General features: G+C 42.1%; 16 protein-coding genes and 1 pseudogene. 6 read left to right on the forward strand and 11 right to left on the reverse strand.

Annotation, left to right across the window (positions count from 1 at the left end):
* Nucleotides 1–76: 76 nt before the first annotated feature.
* Both priA and V5804_RS05490 read right to left on the reverse strand, forming a co-directional pair.
* Nucleotides 77–2,566 carry a primosomal protein N' gene (gene priA, locus V5804_RS05485; RefSeq protein WP_369590374.1) on the reverse strand — a complete coding sequence of 830 codons (2,490 nt, stop codon included), beginning with the start codon at nt 2,564–2,566 and terminating at the stop codon, nt 77–79.
* Nucleotides 2,563–2,949, reverse strand: a complete 387-nt coding sequence (locus V5804_RS05490) for a DUF423 domain-containing protein (RefSeq protein WP_369590375.1) — start codon at nt 2,947–2,949, stop codon at nt 2,563–2,565. The genes priA and V5804_RS05490 overlap by 4 nt, the downstream gene beginning before the upstream one ends.
* A 48-nt stretch (nt 2,950–2,997) precedes the next feature.
* Here V5804_RS05490 and V5804_RS05495 point away from each other — a divergent pair, with 48 nt between their 5' ends.
* The 4 genes from V5804_RS05495 (at nt 2,998) to V5804_RS05510 (ending at nt 7,203) form a co-directional block, all read left to right on the forward strand.
* Nucleotides 2,998–4,626 (forward strand): hypothetical protein, encoded by a 1,629-nt coding sequence (locus tag V5804_RS05495; RefSeq protein WP_369590376.1) that lies wholly within the window; start codon nt 2,998–3,000, stop codon nt 4,624–4,626.
* 97 nt (nt 4,627–4,723) lie between these two features.
* A complete protein-coding gene (locus V5804_RS05500; protein ID WP_369590377.1) occupies nt 4,724–4,975 on the forward strand; it encodes a hypothetical protein in 252 nt (83 codons plus the stop codon).
* Entirely contained in the window at nt 4,968–5,603 is a 636-nt protein-coding gene (locus V5804_RS05505; protein ID WP_369590378.1) for a zeta toxin family protein, read from the forward strand. The genes V5804_RS05500 and V5804_RS05505 overlap by 8 nt, the downstream gene beginning before the upstream one ends.
* A gap of 193 nt (nt 5,604–5,796) precedes the next feature.
* On the forward strand, nt 5,797–7,203 hold the full coding sequence (locus tag V5804_RS05510) for a DUF5723 family protein (protein ID WP_369590379.1): 1,407 nt from the start codon (nt 5,797–5,799) through the stop codon (nt 7,201–7,203).
* A gap of 262 nt (nt 7,204–7,465) precedes the next feature.
* Here V5804_RS05510 and tsaB read toward each other — a convergent pair whose 3' ends face one another.
* From tsaB to rpmH, 4 genes are all read right to left on the reverse strand, one after another.
* Nucleotides 7,466–8,158, reverse strand: coding sequence for a tRNA (adenosine(37)-N6)-threonylcarbamoyltransferase complex dimerization subunit type 1 TsaB (gene tsaB / locus V5804_RS05515; RefSeq protein WP_369590380.1), 693 nt, complete (start codon nt 8,156–8,158; stop codon nt 7,466–7,468).
* Between the two features lie 5 nt (nt 8,159–8,163).
* Complete coding sequence (gene yidD / locus V5804_RS05520) at nt 8,164–8,406, reverse strand: membrane protein insertion efficiency factor YidD (RefSeq protein WP_369590381.1); 243 nt, start codon at nt 8,404–8,406, stop codon at nt 8,164–8,166.
* Nucleotides 8,403–8,786 (reverse strand): ribonuclease P protein component, encoded by a 384-nt coding sequence (locus V5804_RS05525; RefSeq protein ID WP_369590382.1) that lies wholly within the window; start codon nt 8,784–8,786, stop codon nt 8,403–8,405. The genes yidD and V5804_RS05525 overlap by 4 nt, the downstream gene beginning before the upstream one ends.
* Before the next feature lie 77 nt (nt 8,787–8,863).
* Nucleotides 8,864–9,022 carry a 50S ribosomal protein L34 gene (gene rpmH / locus V5804_RS05530; RefSeq protein WP_369590383.1) on the reverse strand — a complete coding sequence of 53 codons (159 nt, stop codon included), beginning with the start codon at nt 9,020–9,022 and terminating at the stop codon, nt 8,864–8,866.
* 117 nt (nt 9,023–9,139) lie between these two features.
* On the opposite strand from rpmH, the gene V5804_RS05535 reads away from it, so the two are divergent.
* On the forward strand, nt 9,140–10,030 hold the full coding sequence (locus tag V5804_RS05535) for a ChaN family lipoprotein (RefSeq protein ID WP_369590384.1): 891 nt from the start codon (nt 9,140–9,142) through the stop codon (nt 10,028–10,030).
* An 88-nt stretch (nt 10,031–10,118) separates the two neighbouring features.
* Here the strand turns inward: V5804_RS05535 and V5804_RS05540 are convergent.
* The 3 genes and pseudogenes from V5804_RS05540 to mscL form a co-directional block, all read right to left on the reverse strand.
* A pseudogene (locus V5804_RS05540) lies at nt 10,119–10,321 on the reverse strand (DUF2683 family protein).
* A 134-nt stretch (nt 10,322–10,455) separates the two neighbouring features.
* A complete protein-coding gene (locus V5804_RS05545; protein WP_369590385.1) occupies nt 10,456–10,716 on the reverse strand; it encodes a hypothetical protein in 261 nt (86 codons plus the stop codon).
* Nucleotides 10,717–10,946: 230 nt separating this feature from the next.
* Nucleotides 10,947–11,333, reverse strand: a complete 387-nt coding sequence (gene mscL, locus V5804_RS05550) for a large conductance mechanosensitive channel protein MscL (RefSeq protein WP_369590386.1) — start codon at nt 11,331–11,333, stop codon at nt 10,947–10,949.
* 136 nt (nt 11,334–11,469) lie between these two features.
* Between mscL and rpoN the strand changes: the two genes are divergently transcribed.
* Nucleotides 11,470–12,948 (forward strand): RNA polymerase factor sigma-54, encoded by a 1,479-nt coding sequence (gene rpoN, locus V5804_RS05555; RefSeq protein ID WP_369590387.1) that lies wholly within the window; start codon nt 11,470–11,472, stop codon nt 12,946–12,948.
* Between the two features lie 58 nt (nt 12,949–13,006).
* On the opposite strand, the gene V5804_RS05560 is transcribed toward rpoN, so the two are convergent.
* Complete coding sequence (locus tag V5804_RS05560) at nt 13,007–14,017, reverse strand: type IX secretion system membrane protein PorP/SprF (protein WP_369590388.1); 1,011 nt, start codon at nt 14,015–14,017, stop codon at nt 13,007–13,009.
* Nucleotides 14,018–14,020: 3 nt separating this feature from the next.
* Nucleotides 14,021–17,140: PKD domain-containing protein (locus V5804_RS05565; protein WP_369590389.1), on the reverse strand; the 3,120-nt coding region annotated here is incomplete at its 5' end.

The raw sequence follows: 17,140 nt of genomic DNA on the forward strand, positions 1-17,140 counted from the left end.
AAATTAAACAATAAACTTGTTTTACCAAAATTTAGTAAAAATATTAATTATCAATTTTATGCCGATAAAAGAAGCATCAATAAGGATCAACATCAATCCTAACCAAATTACCTTTACTGATCTTTTCTGTTTGAAATTGCACAATTGTTTCTTTCAAAATATTTTTCACCCGAACCATCGAAGTCCCTTCTTTTTCAACTTTTAAAATTATGGTTTTGATATAATAATTGCGGATGCGGCTAATCAATGGAAACTCCGGACCGATCACACGTTCGCCGAATTGTTTTTTCAAAGCATTGCCTAAATATTCGGCCTGGTTTTGCAGTGTTTCCTGGTTTTTGTGTTTCACATCAATTTGGATGACGCGGTAAAACGGCGGATACTTAAATTGCAAACGTTCGGCCATTTCCAGCTCGTACATTTCTGCATAAGCATTACGGATGACTTGGTCAATAATGCGATGATGCGGATCATAAGTCTGGATCACCACTTTGCCTTTTTTGCCGCGCCGCCCTGCCCTGCCGCTTACTTGTGCCAGCATTTGGAAGCTGCGTTCGTTGGCGCGAAAATCCGGAAACTTTAACAAAGAATCGGCATTCACAATCCCAATCACGGTTACATCCGAAAAATCCAAACCTTTGGCCACCATTTGTGTGCCAACCAAAATATCGGTTTTCTTATCTTCCAGATCACTTAAAATATTTTGAAAAGACATTTTAGAACGCGTGGTATCCAAATCCATCCTTGCAATGCGTGCCGAGGGCAATAAGATCGAAAGTTCATCTTCAATTTTTTCCGTGCCATAACCTTTTTGTTCCAAGTGAACAGAACCGCAAGCCGGGCAAACCGAATAAATATCGTCCTTGTAACCGCAATAATGGCAATGCAATTTACCGGTACTTTTGTGCATCGTTAAACTGACATCGCAATTGATACATTTGGAAGTAAAACCACAAGTTTTGCAAATTAACAGCGGCACATAACCACGCCGGTTTTGGAACAGAATGGACTGCTCTTTTTTTTCCAAAGCTGCTTCAATATCCTGCATCAACACGTTGGAAAAATGTGATTGCATGGTTTTATTTTTCATTTCCTCCGGGATGCTGATCACTTGGATTTCGGGCAAAACCGCATCACCGTAACGCACGTTCAATTCCACCAAACCGTACTTGTGCTGCTGTGCGTTGTAATACGATTCGAGCGAAGGCGTGGCCGAACCCAGCAAAACTTTGGCTTTGTACAACGTGCTTAAAAAAATTGCAGCATCGCGGGCGTGGTAACGCGGCGCAGGGTCAAATTGCTTGTACGAGTTTTCGTGTTCTTCGTCCACCACAATCAAACCCAGATTATTAAAAGGCAAAAAAACGGAAGAACGCGCGCCAAGCACCACGCGATATTCGCCGCTTAAAACTTTGTTCCAAACTTCCACACGTTCGTTGTCATTAAAACGCGAATGGTAAACGCCTATTTTATTGCCGAAATATTGCCGCAAACGCTCAATAATGTGTGTCGTCAGCGCAATTTCGGGCAGTAAAAACAGTACTTGTTTGCCGCTTTCAATCATCGCTTCGATCAACCTAACATAGATTTGGGTTTTTCCGGAAGAAGTGATTCCGTGCAGCAGAACCACATCTTTTTGCTCAAATTGCTTGTTGATCTGGTTAAAAGCTTTTTCCTGATATTCGTTCAACTCAAAAGTACTTTCGGTGCCGTCTTCGCTGTTCGAAAAACGGCTCACGATTTTTTCTTCCAGCAAAAACACTTCTTTTTCTACCAAAGCTTTTAAAACTGCGGCGCTTACTTGTGCCGTTTCTTCCAGTTCGGCTTTGGTAACTTGTGGTTTTTGTTTGGATAATTGCAGCATCGCCAGCACGGCATCCAATTGTTTGGGCGCGCGTTTTTCCAGCATTTCGAACAATTCTTTCAAAGTTTCCTGATTTCGGTAAACCGGGTTTAAGCTATAAAAAGAACGTTTTCGCGGTTTGTAACGCTCGTTCACTTCTTCGGCAATGTTGATGATGTTTTTGTTGAACAATTGTTTCAAAACCGGCATCACCGTTTTTTGCCCCAGCAATTTGCTTACTTCGCTTACTTTTAGTTCAGGCTGAATTTCCAACGCTTCAACAATCAAATATTCTTTGTCGTTCAGTTCGGTTTTGTCAAACTGATATTCCTTGTTTAGTGTGATCTGCGTTTCGCTGGCCAACTTTAAAGCGGCAGGCAGAGCGGCATTCATCACTTCGCCCAAATTGCACAGGTAATAATTGGAAATCCATTGCCAAAAAGCCAATTGCTGCGGGATGATCAAAGGTTCCTCATCCAAAATATCCATCAGGTATTTGGCTTCGTATTTTTCCGGTGCCCTTTCGCCCAATGACAAAATGATGCCGGTGTAGATTTTACTTCTGCCGAATTGAACCACCACGCGTTTGCCTACCGATACTTCTTTTACCCGGTCAAAAGGGACGCGGTACGTATAATTTTTGGCGATGGGCAACGGCAGGACAACTTCGGCGAAAACGGTTTTCTTTTCGACGTGGAGCGAATCCGATAAATCCAGGCTCATAGTTTTTTAATCGCCCCTAACCCAAGCGTAACCCAGCCTAAAATAAAAAGCAAACCGCCCAAAGGCGTAATTGGGCCGAGATATTTGATCCAACTTGCTCCCAATGAATCCCGCGTGGCCAGCAAATAAAGCGAACCGGAAAACAGCGCGATACCAAAACTAAAAAAGTAGAAACTCCACTCTAACAAATTGTTGCCTTGCGGATTTAAGGTTGATAAAAACAGCAAGGCAAAAACGTGGTAAAACTGGTATTGCACCGCTGTATGCCAAACTTCCAACTGGCCGGAATCGAGTTTATTTTTTAAAGCGTGTGCGCCAAAAGCACCGGTAACAACGGCCAGCAAACCATAAATGGCGGCCGTAATAATAATTTGTTTGTTCATGATATACTTTTAAATATAAACAAAATCAGAAAAACTTCCTACCTCAATTTGAATAATCTATTTTTGTTGCAAACAGATGAGATGCGGCGGATTATCCTGATTGCGGTTTTTTTATTTATAACAGCCGTAACGGTTACTGCGTTTTATTTTGCCAAACTTAAACTTCCCGGACAAAATACCACCAACGTTATTGAACAAATCCCAGAGGACGCCGCGCTGGTTTTTGAGTTTAAAAACGATCATGAATTTTACGATCTGTTTCGGGAAAGCTCGTTGCTTACTTCTTTTATCGGGCAAAAAAAAGCCAACGAGCTGCAATATTTGCACCAGCATTTGATGAAAGAACAGGCTTTAAAAGCTGCCCTCAACAACCGCAGTATTTTTATTTCGCTTCATCCGGGCGTTACTTCCGGCAATTTGGATATGCTGCTGCTGATCAATGCGGATGGCGTAAAAGATTTGCAACAGACGCTGAACGCGTTGATTATCAATTCTGACGCTGCTTTTGAAACAGAAACAATCGGCAACAAAACTATCCATGATATTACTTTTCCTGCCATAAAAGAAGCATTTTATTTAACTTATAATGCCGGTGTTTTGGCCGGAAGTTTTAACAAAACTTTGCTGTTGAACTTTTTGGACGAACGGAAAGAAAACAAAGTTTCCAACCTGGCGCAGCTTTCCGATCAGCAAAATAAAAATTCTATTGCCAATTTGTACGTCAATTACCAGCGTTTCCCGGTTTTGTTCAAGCAACTGTTCCGAAACCAGAACGACGATTTTTTTCGTTTTTTGGCTGGTTTTCCGGCCAGCGCGGCACTAACTTTAAATTACAAAACGGATGCTTTGCTGTTTAACGGTTTCACCCAAAGCGATACTTCGGCAGCCAATTACCTGGATTTATTTTTGAAGCAGCAGCCGGTAAAAAACACGCTAAAAAATATTTATCCGGCAAATACCGCTTCGGCCGTGAGTTTTGCTTTTGGAAACCCAATAGGTTTTTTAGGGGATTTCGACGTTTGGCAAAACCAAATCTATCAATTTAAAAAAGCAAATGCTTTGTTTAGCCAGATAAAAAAAGAAACGGGCGTATCCATCAAAACGGCTTTTCGGAAGCAACTGGACAAAGAATTTGCCGTAATAACGACTTTGGAAAGTGAAAAAATTGCGGTCATCAAAGTAAAAAACGGATCAGAACTGGAACCTTTTTTGCGCAACATCAGTGTTGACCCGGACAGCGAACGTACGCGTTTTAAATACGAAAACCTGCCGTATTATCTTTTGGGCGAACCTTTTGCCCATTTTAAACAACCGTTTTTTGTGCTAATTGACAATTATTTGTTGCTGTCAAATTCTAAAAACGGCCTGAAGCGTTACCTGGAAAATTACCATCAGCAGCATTTTTTATCCGAAGACCAGCAATATTATGATTTTGACCAGTTGCTGGCCGGGCAAAGCAATGTGTCGTTTTTTGTGCATTTGCCCAATTCGTTCCAAATCCTGCAAAAAAATCTACAACCTGGTTTTGGTAAAATTTTTAGTGAAAAAAATTCCGGCTGGAACAATTATTTTGCGGCTGCCCTTCAGTTTACAGCTTCGGAAAATAAATTTTATACCAACTTCTGCCTCAAACAAAAAAAGCAGGAAGCGGATAAAAGTACTTCGCCCGCTTTCTGAAAAACCCGGAACCTGATGCTTCTTTTACCACCTAAAAATCAAGATCAACATTTTCTGCTTTTTGTATCTTTGAAAAAGCTTTTAAAAATTTGTTCGGATGGAAGAAAAACAAACTTGGATTGTTGACCGCCTTTTGCAAAACATGGACAAAATGCACGAGCTTGGCCGCCAGCGTGCTTTTGAACTGGGCAACCCTTTTTACGCACAGTTTGAGGAAGACGGCGGCTACTACCGCAAAGAAATGCCATCCGGCGAAAAATATTTGGTAACGGTAGAAATTATATTTGATGAACACGACATGCCCGTGGAGATAAAAGATACCATCATTAAAAAGCTTGCAGATGGATAAGCCGGAACTGGTTTTTGTGGCCGGATGCAATGCAGCAGGTAAATCTACTTTTATCCGAACGCGTTTGAATGAGTTGCAGCGGTTTGAAATTTTGATGACCGATGTTTATAAAAGTCGGACAAAAAAACTGGCAAAAAAAGCGATTGCCAAAGGTAAAAATGTTTTGATTGAGACTGTTTTTAACGACAACTCTTTTAAAGATTTGGTTGATGAGGCCAGAAATGCTGGTTATATAACTTCGTTGGTTGTATTGTTTTTGGATAATCCTCAGCAATCTATCGGCCGGGTTGCTTTTCGCGGTAACCAGCAAAGCGGCATTACAATTTCCGGGAGCAATGTTAAGATCAACTTTAACGAAAGCTTTAAAAATATCGCCACTTACTTTTTTTACTTTGACCGCTCAGATTTTATTTACACTGGAATTGGAGGACAGAACAGTTTAATAATGAGTTTTCAAAAAGGAGAAATCATTTATTATGAGGCCAACAAGCTGGATTATCTGCAGAAGTTTGCGTTGTACAGTTTTCAAAACGACCGGCTAAGTGAAAATGCCCGACAAATAATTACTGCTAATAAAGATTTTAAAAAAGATGCAATCGTAACATCTGCACCGTTTACTGATTTTTGAGGTGATGTTGATAAGCTAAAATCTTAACTTTTGTTTAAAACAAATCGGGGCGAAAATCAGTAAAAGTGATATAGAAGCTTTCTGAAAAAACCTAAAACATGATGCTTCTTTTATCAACCAAATTTCAGCATCTGCGTAAATTTTTCGGCAACGTTTTTCGTTTTTATTTTTAAAGTTTTTATTTTTTTGTTTGATGAAATATTTCCTGGGACTGGTCCTAATTTTTACATTTACTTCTGCCCGCGCCCAGCAATTTTCCCATTTTAATACCGGAACGCTGTTTGATGCTTTTGAAAACCCGGCCCAACGCGCTTTCGTCCCAGATTCGAGTCGGCAGTTTGCTTTCAACTTTTTCTTCCCCAATCTTGGCGCAACCAGTATTTTAACCGGCAATGCACAAGCTTCGGTTAATTCGCTAATCAAAAAAGACGTTTACAACAGTGCCAACCTGACCAACGGACTGGGAAACCTGAACAACCTGCGCGTGGCTTCTGATTCGTATTGGTTTATGCTGAAAATGTACAACCGGCTGGACGGCGACCAGGAGTTTGGCCTATCGGCACAAACAAAAGCGGAAGGCCACGGCAGCGTAACGGACGAGACTTTGCTTTTGCTCGATTCGTACAAAAACTTTGACAACGGAAAGTTGAACCAAGATTTGTTTAACGATTTTTTGGAAGGCCAGGCTTATCACCAGTTCAGTTTAACTTTCCAGAAAAAAATAGACGCAAATGTTGCTTTTGGGTTGAAGCTGAGTACGTTGCTCGGTATATATTACAACAAACTGGATATCGAACATTCGTCGTTTGCTGTTAATCAGGATAATACAAAGGCAAACTTGTTTTTGCAGGGCAAGTATCAGTCTAACTATTACGGCACTTATAGAAAGCGGGATATTTTGGGCTTAAAAAACCCCGGCGCTGCGGTCAGTTTTGGTTTGCAGGCGCAGTTGGATAACGGCTTGCTACTGCAGGGAAACCTCAAGGATTTAGGTTTTATCCGTTGGAACAAAAGCGCGGTAACTTATAATTTTAGCGGTACGCAAAACATCAACCGGGTTACAGGCAGTACACAGAACGACACGCGTGTTTTGACAGCAACCGACAGCCTGACCAGCATTAACGGCAGCCAGCACGCATTTTATACGCCGATCAATGGCAAAGTTGATCTGGCCATCAGCAAAAAATTTGTTTTGGTTCCTGATTTTTCTCTCACACCCAATTTGATTGTTTCCAAAGAACTGTTTTACAACGGATTGACGGCGGCTTTGGTCAATCATTTTACTTATCGAAACCTGTGGGTTACGGCTTTGGCTTCTTACAACCAAGACCGGGCTTGGAGCGCGGGCGGGCAGTTGATGTACAAATCCCCAAACGTAGAGTTTTATGTCGGAACAGAGCAGCTTTTTCAATCCGCGCGTTTTTTAAAAACTAGCAGTGCCAATTATAATTCTACCGGCATCAATGCTTTTATTGGTTTTTCGGCAAAATTCGGACGTTTTATTGAGCATCCGGCAAACGCAAGTACAATCCCGATGGGCGAAGAAAAAGGATTTTTTGACCGGATGTGGACGCGGATTTTTAAACGCTCGTACTATTAAAAAAAGTTAATAGTTGATGGTTAATTGCAAATACCAATTTTATAGTGCTAAAAGAAGCATTGCCAATTAAAAAAAGTTAATAGTTGATGGTTAATGGATCATTGCAAATACCAATTTTATAGTGCTAAAAGAAGCATTGCGAGTTAAAAAAAGTTAATGGTTGATGGTTAATGGATCATTGCAAATACCAATTTTATAGTGCTAAAAGAAGCATTGCCAATTTCCTACTATTAACAATTAGCAATGAACTATTTACAATGAATTATCTGCTGCCAATTTTACCTGCGATAAAATCTTTTAGGTAGAACGGTTCAAAGTAAGCCACATCTTCAAACTGTTTTTGCTGAAATTTTGCTGCTGCAAGTTGGGTCAAGTCTTCGGCCTGGTTTAAAAAACCATCGGTAAAAACAGCATTCGGATGATAACCCAAAACGGCTTTACACTTTGCTGCGCCATCACCAAAAAACACAATTCGATGTTGGTCTAAGTGTTGCTTGAAACTTTCCTGGTCAATAATTTGTGCCGAAGTTGCTACCAGCCGGTTCAATTGCTGGTCGAACAGCGCAGTATAAACCTCCATCCGGCGCGCATCAATCATCGGGCAAAGCAAAAACTCTCCCGATACTTCTTTTATGCGGGATAAATAACCGGAAGCCATCGCTTCCAAAGTTTCGACGGCAATCAGCGGTTTATCCAACGAAAAACACAAACCTTTGGCCGTAGAAACACCAATGCGCAAACCGGTGTACGAACCCGGCCCGGAACTTACCGCAACCGCATCCATTTCCTCAAAAGTTAAACCGTTCGCCGCAAAAATTTCACCGATAAAAACAGTAATCACTTCGGCATGAATGTTTCTTTGGTTGATGCTTTTTGATGAAAGCAACTTTCCGTCTTTTGCCAAAGCAACTGAACAGGACGTGGTAGAAGTTTCTATTTGCAGGATTAAACTCATGGTAATTAAGGAACAGGATCGTGGCCGTGACCGCCCCAGGGGTTGCAGCGGCCGATGCGTTTTAGCGTGAGCCAACCGCCTTTAAACGGCCCGTATTTTCGAATGGCTTCCATGCCGTATTGCGAACAGGTTGGCGTATAACGGCAGGACGCGCCCAGAATTGGCGAAAGCAGGATTTGGTACAAACGGATCAGCAACAAAAAAAAACCGCTGATGAGCTGCCGCAAAAATCGTCCAACCGCATTCATAACACAATTTTTTCTGCCAATTGCTGCAAAGCTTTTTGCATCTTTTTCATCATCAAAGCAGAATCTTCCACTTCTTTGCCAATGTAAGCCATTGAAACCAGCAATTGCTTTTCCGAAATTTTTACCTGCGGAAACAGAAATTCCTGCTTTTGCTGCCGGTAACTTTCGCGCATTTTTCGCTTTAGTAAGTTTCGGTCAACCGCCCGCTTAAACCTTTTTTTGGAGACCGAAAACAGCACTTTTACCGGAACTTTATCTGCAAAAACCTCTTGCCGCCAGTTTATTTTGTACGGATAACACAAAAAAGAAGAGCTGTTATCGTACAAAGCCGCAATGAGCCTGATGCCGGATAACAGTTCTTCTTTTGATAAAGTGTTCATGAAATTGAGGAAACCGGTTGGTTTAAATCGAAACCGGCTGGCAGCATTTCCTGCCGATCACAGGAAAAAACAAAAGCTTAAGCTTTATGGCGCCGCTCTGAAGATACACTCAGTTTGTGCCGGCCTTTTGCCCTTCTTGCGGCCAAAACCCTTCTGCCGTTTGCCGATGACATCCGCTCGCGGAAACCATGCTTATTTCTTCTCTTACGTTGTGAAGGTTGGAACGTTCTTTTCATATCTTTGTAGTGTTATACGCTTTTTAAAACAAGAGCGCAAATATAGGGTTGTTTTTTCTAAAATACAATTCAACACGGGTTTTTATCCAAAGCTAAATCATCATTTTTTTCGTTTTTATGAAAATTATACCTGCTAAAAGAAGCATTGCTACTTTTATTTTGCTGTTTGCTTTTTGTGTTGATGCTTTTCCCCAAGATGCTTCTTCCTACAAAATCTATCAAACTTCCACTAAAAAAACCATTACCATTGATGAAATGATTAAAGCGTTGAACAAAACCGATGCGGTATTTTTTGGCGAGGAACACAACGATTCGGTCAGTCATGTTTTGGAAGCAACCATCCTGCAGAAACTGAACGAAGCGCACTTAAAACAAGTGGCATTGTCTATGGAAATGTTTGAAACCGATTGCCAGAATGTTTTGAATGAATATTTAGCCGGATTGATCCGCGAGAAAAATTTTGTGGTTGATGCACGAGCCTGGCCAAACTACAAAGATTACCGGCCGCTAATTGAATACGCCAAAACCAATTATTTGCCGATGATTGCAGCAAACGCACCTTCGCGCTATACCAATATGGCGAGCCGGATGGGTTTGAAATCTTTAAATCAATTGGATAAAGTTGGAAAATCTTACCTTCCGCCCTTACCTATCGATACTGCAACCGGCACTTATTTGACCAAGTTTGATGAAATAATGGGCGGACACGCGATGGGCGGCCTGGAAATGTACCAGGCGCAAAACCTGTGGGACGCCACGATGGGCTGGTCGGTCGCTTCTTTTCTAAAAACGCATCCGGGTTTTACCGTTTTTCATATCAACGGAGGTTTTCATAGTGAGGAAAAGCTGGGCGCGGTTGCACAATTTAAAAAGTACCTACCTCAGGCTTCCGTCAAAAATATTGCGGCTTACGGTTCTGAAGATTTTAACAAACCGGATTGGAACAAGTTGGGCAAAATGGGTGATTTTGTAATTGTAACAAATTGTTCGGGAACGAAGGGTTTTTGATGCTGTTTTTATTGGTTGTTTTTTAATGTTGAATTTGATTGTAAATCTGTAGCTCAAAGATCGAGTCATGAATTACGATGATTAAATTCTATTGTTTCCATAAATCTTTCAATGAAATCTCGGTTCCTTTGCCCTCTGCAATTTCTTTGCTTCCTTCTAAAATCTTGGCCACAAATTCAGGGTTGTAAGGGCTTTTTTTTCTTTTTGAAAAGCAACATTTAAAGCTTTTAAAACAGCTTCGACAGCAGCCATTTGCTTTTGATTTTTAGGGCGAACGATTAAAGTTTCCATTGTGCAGATTTATAAAATTTTATTTTTTTGGTGATAATTTTTTTTAATGCTGTTTTTATCGGTTGTTTTTAAAATTAAATAAATTAAAATCGGTAGTTCGATGATCGGATTGCAAATCACGACCAGCAAAAAGTTCAAGCAACAGCTAAAGCTTTAACTTCTAAAGTATAACCCAATTTTTGCATAATAGCTTCGCAATCCTGATATTCCAATCCGAAAGCCTTTACATCTGCCAGCCCAAGTTGTGCTAAAACATTACGGATTGTATGAAACTGATCATCTTCATAAAAATCGCCCATCAAGGTTTTTTCTGCCCAATCCACCAACTCTGCTGAAGTTAATTTATGTTGCAGATGATCAAGTAACTTTTCTGCTATATCTTTTTTTGTAATCATTTTTAAAGCCTGTTTAAATTTTATTTGTTAAGGTTTCTATGCTTCTTTTACCACCTGAAAATCATTGTTGTTGTGTAGTTTTTGTACCGGTATAATACCCAGGCATAGAATTTATGGGCATAAAAGAAGCATTAACATTTTTACTTGTATAAATTTAAACAGAGCCTTATATTTTTTGATGTCCTTTAAACTTAGAATTTTAATTCTCACCCATACTTCTTTTACCCCACCTATTTTTGTCCCGCCAGCAAATCCCGAATTTCTGTTAGCAGCATTTCTTCTTTGGTTGCCTTCACCTCAACCGCCACCACAGGTTGTTTCCTTTGCACTTTGTTGATGGCTTGGATGATCAGAAACAGCGCAACGGCCACAATTAAAAACGCAATCACCTGTGATAAAAAGTTGCCATATTTAATGGCCGTTCCGGGGATGACCAACTGGCTTAAGTTGGATAATTTTGCCGCTTTTAAAGCAGGCGTTAAAATGGCCGGCGTGATGATATCATCCACCAGCGAACTTACAATTTTACCGAAAGCGGCACCGATAACCACACCAATCGCCAGATCAATTACATTCCCTTTTAAGGCAAATGCTTTAAATTCACTCAAAAATCCCATAATTATTGTTTTTAAAGTTAAAAAATTAATATTGTGAAAGTTAGTAAAATCCATCGTATAACAACGAAAAATATACTGTAAAAAAAGCATTCCAACTTTAGGTATCTTCAATTTTAATGTATTTTTGGGCCTCTATATGTTAAGACAAAATCTACAACAAAAACTACTTCAAAAGCTTTCGCCGCAGCAAATCCAGTTTATCAAATTGCTGCAGGTGCCCACTGTTTCTTTGGATGCGCGCATTAAAGAGGAACTGGAGGAAAACCCCGCGCTGGAAGATTTGAGTTTGACCAATATGGCCGAGCCGGTGGAAGAATATCCCGACCGCGACCCGGACGACGATAATTTCAACAAAGAAGAAAGCAGCGGCGAAGAGTTCGACGAGTTTAACATTGACGAATATTTGCAGGAAGACAACCTGAACGACTACGGCAGCCGCTTCGACCAAAACGGAGACGATGACGAAGAGCACAAAGAAATGCCGATTGCCATCCAAAGTTCGTTTTTCGATAAGCTGCAAAACCAGTTGGACTTGCTTCCTTTATCGGATAAAGATTTCAGGGTTTGCCAGCAAATTATTGGCAGTTTAGACGACGACGGTTATCTGCGCCGCCCGATCATGTCCATCACCGATGACTTGGCCTTTTCTCAAAATGTCATGGCCGAGGACGAGGAAGTGGAAGATATGTTAAAAGTGATCCAAAGCTTTGACCCAGCCGGTGTTGGTGCGCGCGATTTGCAAGAATGTTTGCTGATCCAATTGCGCAGGAAAGACATCAACATTCCGGTGATCAAAAAAGCAATACAAGTTGTAGAGCATTATTTGGATGAATTTACCCGCAAGCATTACGATAAGCTTGAAAAATCCCTGAACCTGCACGATGATGAACTAAAGGAAATCGTTGCCGAGATTTTAAAACTCAACCCAAAGCCTGGCGATTCGAACGAGATCAACACCAAGCAAATGCAGGTGATCCCGGATTTTCATATCCGCAACAGCGATGGTGTTTTGATTTTGACTTTAAATGCCAAAAATGCACCGGAACTGCGCGTGAGCCGCTCTTACCAGGATATGTTTCAGCATTACGATAAATCGGCACAAAAGGACAAGAAGCTGAAAGAGGCCGTGCAGTTTGTGAAACAAAAGTTGGATTCGGCCAAATGGTTTATTGACGCGATCAAACAACGCCAGCAAACGTTGCTGAAAACGATGAACGCGATTATGCATTACCAATATGATTTCTTTTTAACGGGCGACGAGAAAAACCTTCGGCCAATGATTTTAAAAGATATTGCAGATAAGATCGGGATGGATATTTCTACGGTTTCGCGGGTGGCCAATTCTAAATACGTGCAGACAGAACATGGCACTTATCTGCTTAAATCTTTCTTTTCGGAAGCTATACAAACGGAAAGCGGCGAAGAAGTTTCTAACAAAGAAGTAAAAAAAATATTGGAAGAAAACATTGCCAAAGAAGATAAACTGCACCCTTTGGCCGATGAAAAGCTGACCGAAATTTTAAAAGACGCCGGTTACAACATCGCCCGAAGAACCGTTGCCAAATACCGCGAGCAGATGAATATTCCGGTGGCGCGGTTGCGGAAAGAGCTGTAAATCAGCAAAATGTCAATGCTTCTTTTATCGGCTAAAATTTAGTGCGGTAAAAGAAGCATCACCAAAACCTTCTTGGGCAAACCACTTTGTACAAATTATTGAGCATCACGCCCAAAATAATTTCGTGTGTGCCATTGCTTACGGTGTTTAGGTTGGATGTGGTATGATCGTAAGCATAGCCCACATTTAAAAAGCTGCCGATATTTATGCCCGCCATTCCGGCAATGGCATCGTTGTGCCGGTAAGAAGCACCAATCCAAAAGCGGTCCTGAAAAGCCAGTTTCATATTCACATCAAAAGTAGATGGCACCGGGTTTACATATTTAAACATCACCGAAGGCAACAAGGTAATATCTTCTGCCAAAAACAGCTTTACGCCTGCCGTTACAAAATAATGCGGCACGGTTTTGCTTTGGTTGTAGTTGGAATTGGAAGAGAAAAACAAGGTTTGCGGCAACACCTGCTGTGCAGAAACGCCAACAAAATACCGGGCAGAATAGGCCCAAACGCCCAAGCCCAAATCCGGTTTGTACTGGCTGTTTTGGCCGTTTGCAATGGCCGGGTCGAGCGCATTTTCCAACGTGATCTGGCTGGTGTTCAAATTGATACTGGCCAAACCTGCTGCCACGCCTACGGCAATATTCAAGTTGCTGCTGATGCCGAGGTGGTAAGCATAAGTCAAGTCATAATTATTTTGGGTGATTGGCCCGGCCTTATCAGAAACCAAAGTAAAACCGATACCATGGTGCGGTGCTGCGGCCTGATAATCCTGCACGTACGACCGGCTCATCGGGTCATCGTTTGCGCCGGGCTGGCTCATCGCATCACCCTGAATAAACTTATTGCCGATGGGCGTTTGGATGGTAAAATACATCGTTACAGGCGCACCATCCAGGCCCGACCATTGGTTGCGGTAGCCGGCTTTGATATCGGTGTAACTTTCAATCCCGGTTATGGCCGGGTTGATGAGGTAATTGTTAAAAATATACTGGGTATATTGCGGCTTTTGCTGCGCCCACGTTCCAATTGCACAAAAAATAAATAGAAAAGTAAAAATCGGTTTCCTCATCGCTTATCTGATAATGGTGATCGGGCCTGCCATCCTGCTTCTTCCGCTGCCGGGGTTGATAACATAATAATAGGTTCCCACTGGTAATTCTGCCCCTTTATAACGCCCGTCCCAAGGTACGGCATATCCTTTAGAGTAATAAATTTGCTGCCCGTAACGGTTGTATATTTCTACCGTAACATTTGGATAGCTGTCTAAATTCTGGATGTTCCAAATATCGTTGATGCCATCGTTATTAGGTGTAAAAGTATTTGGGATTACCGGCGCTTTTAATACGGTTACCACAACTTCATTTGTTGTAGTACAGCCATCGGCAGAAGTTACCGTGAGTTTGTAAGTGGTATTTGCCGTTGGCCGGGCAACCGGGTTTAAAATATTATCAGCGTTTAAACCGGCAGAAGGTGTCCATTTATAAGTTAAATTATTTCCTGATGCTGTTGCGTTCAGCTTAACACTTTCCCCCTCGGGAATCAAAATATCTTTGCCTGCGTTTGCTTTTGGTGTTGGATAAACCGTGATTTGTTTTGAAACCGTATCGGCGCAGCCATTTTGTGCCGTAAAAATATAGGTGATGGTTTGGATGCCCACTCCTGCCGCTGCCGGGCTGAACAAGCCCGAAGCCGAAATGCCTTTGCCCGAAAAAGTACCAGTTCCGTTAACACCGTTCACTTCTGCGGCGACAACCTGAAAGGGGTCAATTTCTGCACAAGTACTGGCTGGGATGGCTAACGAAACCTGTGGGTCGGCATTAACGGTAACCACCTGCATTTTTTCATCTACACAAGTGATGCCCGAATAAGCGCGCATTAAAACAGTATAGTTGATGGTAGCCGGTGCATGAAAAACCGGGTATTGGTGGCTGTACAATTTGTCGGTTTCGGGGCTGTCGTCCGTTTCAAACTGATTAGGATGGTTGACATAATCGTAATAGATTACCACCTTGCTCAGCTTTCCAAAATCAACAGAAGATTTATTTCTGATCATCAGTGCCTGTTTGCTGCACATGCTGCCGGTATTTAAAACGGTAAAATCAGCTTTTGGCGTTGCCCCGTTTACCGTAAATTTTATCGTAGTATCGGCAGAACAACCATCGGCAGAAGTAACCGTCAGTTTCACCTGGTAATCAGCGGCGGCAGTATATTTATGCTGCGGGTTTTTTTGGGTAGAAGTATTGGGGTTGGCCGGGGTTGCAGCGGCGTCGCCAAAATCCCACAGATAGGTAAAACCTGATTCGGTATGATCGCTGATACTGCTTTTATCGGTAAAATTTGCGTACGTATCTGACAGACAAATTTTGGGCAAAACAAAATCAGGCACAGGCAGCGGATGGATGGTTATCGGAACGCCAACAGAATCGCTGCGGCAACCTAAATCGGTGTAAGTAATTAATTGAACCGTGTAGTTTCCTGCATTTTTATAAGTATGCTGAAAAGGCGCATTACTCGTTTGCGTCTGCTTCGTTCCGTCGCCAAAAATCCAAACCCAACTGTTGATTTTGCCTTCTGCGGAAGTGGATTGATCGGTAAACGTAACCGCTTTGCTGGGACAATCGGGACTGGAAAGGGAAAATTTGGAAACCGGCCTGGCATAAATATGTACTTTTTGCGAATCCAGAGCCGAAGTACAACCGTTGGAATTGGTAACCATTAAAGTGGCTATAAAATCCCCGGATTGTTTGTAACTATGAGTTGGGTTTTGTACGCTTGAAGTTGTGCCATCGCCAAAATTCCAGCTCCAGGCTTTGATGGTTGCCCCTGCCCCGGTGCTTTTATCGGTAAAACTTAAAGTGTCCGACGGGCAATTTTGGGCCCGGGCAGTAAACGCAGCAACCGGATTATCATAAACCGTAAAATCAATATTCACTTCTTCATACGTTCCGCAGGCATCCGCAATGGCATTAAAAGCTTTCACCTTTACATCAAATAAGCCAGGTTTTGGATAAGAAACCGGTTTTGGGTAACGGTACGTGTACAAAGGCTTGTTGTCTTTGATTGTCTGGCTTACCAAGGTTGGATTATTATCGGTAAAAACAGCATCGCCATTTTGCGGGTCCCAGATAATTTGTTTGGTTTGGAACGGGAGCGAAACTTCCAACCTTACATTGTTGCCAACACAAGTGCTTGCAATGCTGTCGCCAACGCTGTTTTTAAGCTGTACAAACTCGTTAAGGTTTTTCAAGTTTGTCCCGGCCGAGTAACCGTACGATTCGGCATTGCCAAAACCATAAGCAATGGCGTTAAAACCAGTTGAAGCCTTGATGTTGTGCGTGCCCGAAGCAACCGGAAACTGCCCGTAAGCATAAGCTGCATTTCCCGGTACGGATTGAAAACCACCGGCAGGTTTCGAACCGTCAATCGTAAAACTTGGCGCAGCGGAAGCGGCAATAATTACGTTGATATAACTTTGCAAAATACGGTAAGCCGTTGGCGAATAAAGCGTTACGTTGTTTACAATTTGCTCAATCGGGTTCAGGTAGATCATTTCCGGGTCGCCCACATCGGCACCGGGCGGCGGCGTAGTTGCGCTGGAATTGGTTTGCGTAATAGCATATTGCACTACCTGGATCGGTTTATCGGCACTGATCACATTGGGCGTTGTGCTGTTAAATTCGTAGTAAAAACCATTGGTAAAAGAAGCATTGCTTAAAACCGTTCCGTTTAAAGTTACTTTGGTAGATGGGTCGCTGATGATGATCCGGAAAGTATCATAAGGCCGGTGGCTGAGCGGCGCGCTTACATAATTTCTGCCCCAGGAGGCGGTTGGATAAACCTGCTGAAAAAGGTTATCCGAAGAAGTTGTAAAACCATTGCCGATATAAATTTTACTGCTTCCGGAAAAAACCGCGATCCTTTTGCAAACATTTGTGCCAGAACTGATGGAACGGATGCGCGTGCCGGTCAAATCCGTAGCCGACAAGCCCTGGTAAAGTTCGCCTTTTTTTAGGTTAAGGGTGAAAGGCACATTTGCTGCCTTTCCGCTCAACAAAGGCGCGGCGGGCGTTACTTCAACCGTTGTAGAATCTTCGGTGGCAACAACCACAAAGGCAGAATAAGAGTTGCCTTCGTTGGAACGCTGGTTGTAATTAATTGAGTAATAATCTTTGGCCAGCGTATTGACCGGCAA

Source organism: Mucilaginibacter sp. (genome assembly GCF_041088075.1).
Lineage (GTDB): Bacteria > Bacteroidota > Bacteroidia > Sphingobacteriales > Sphingobacteriaceae > Mucilaginibacter_A.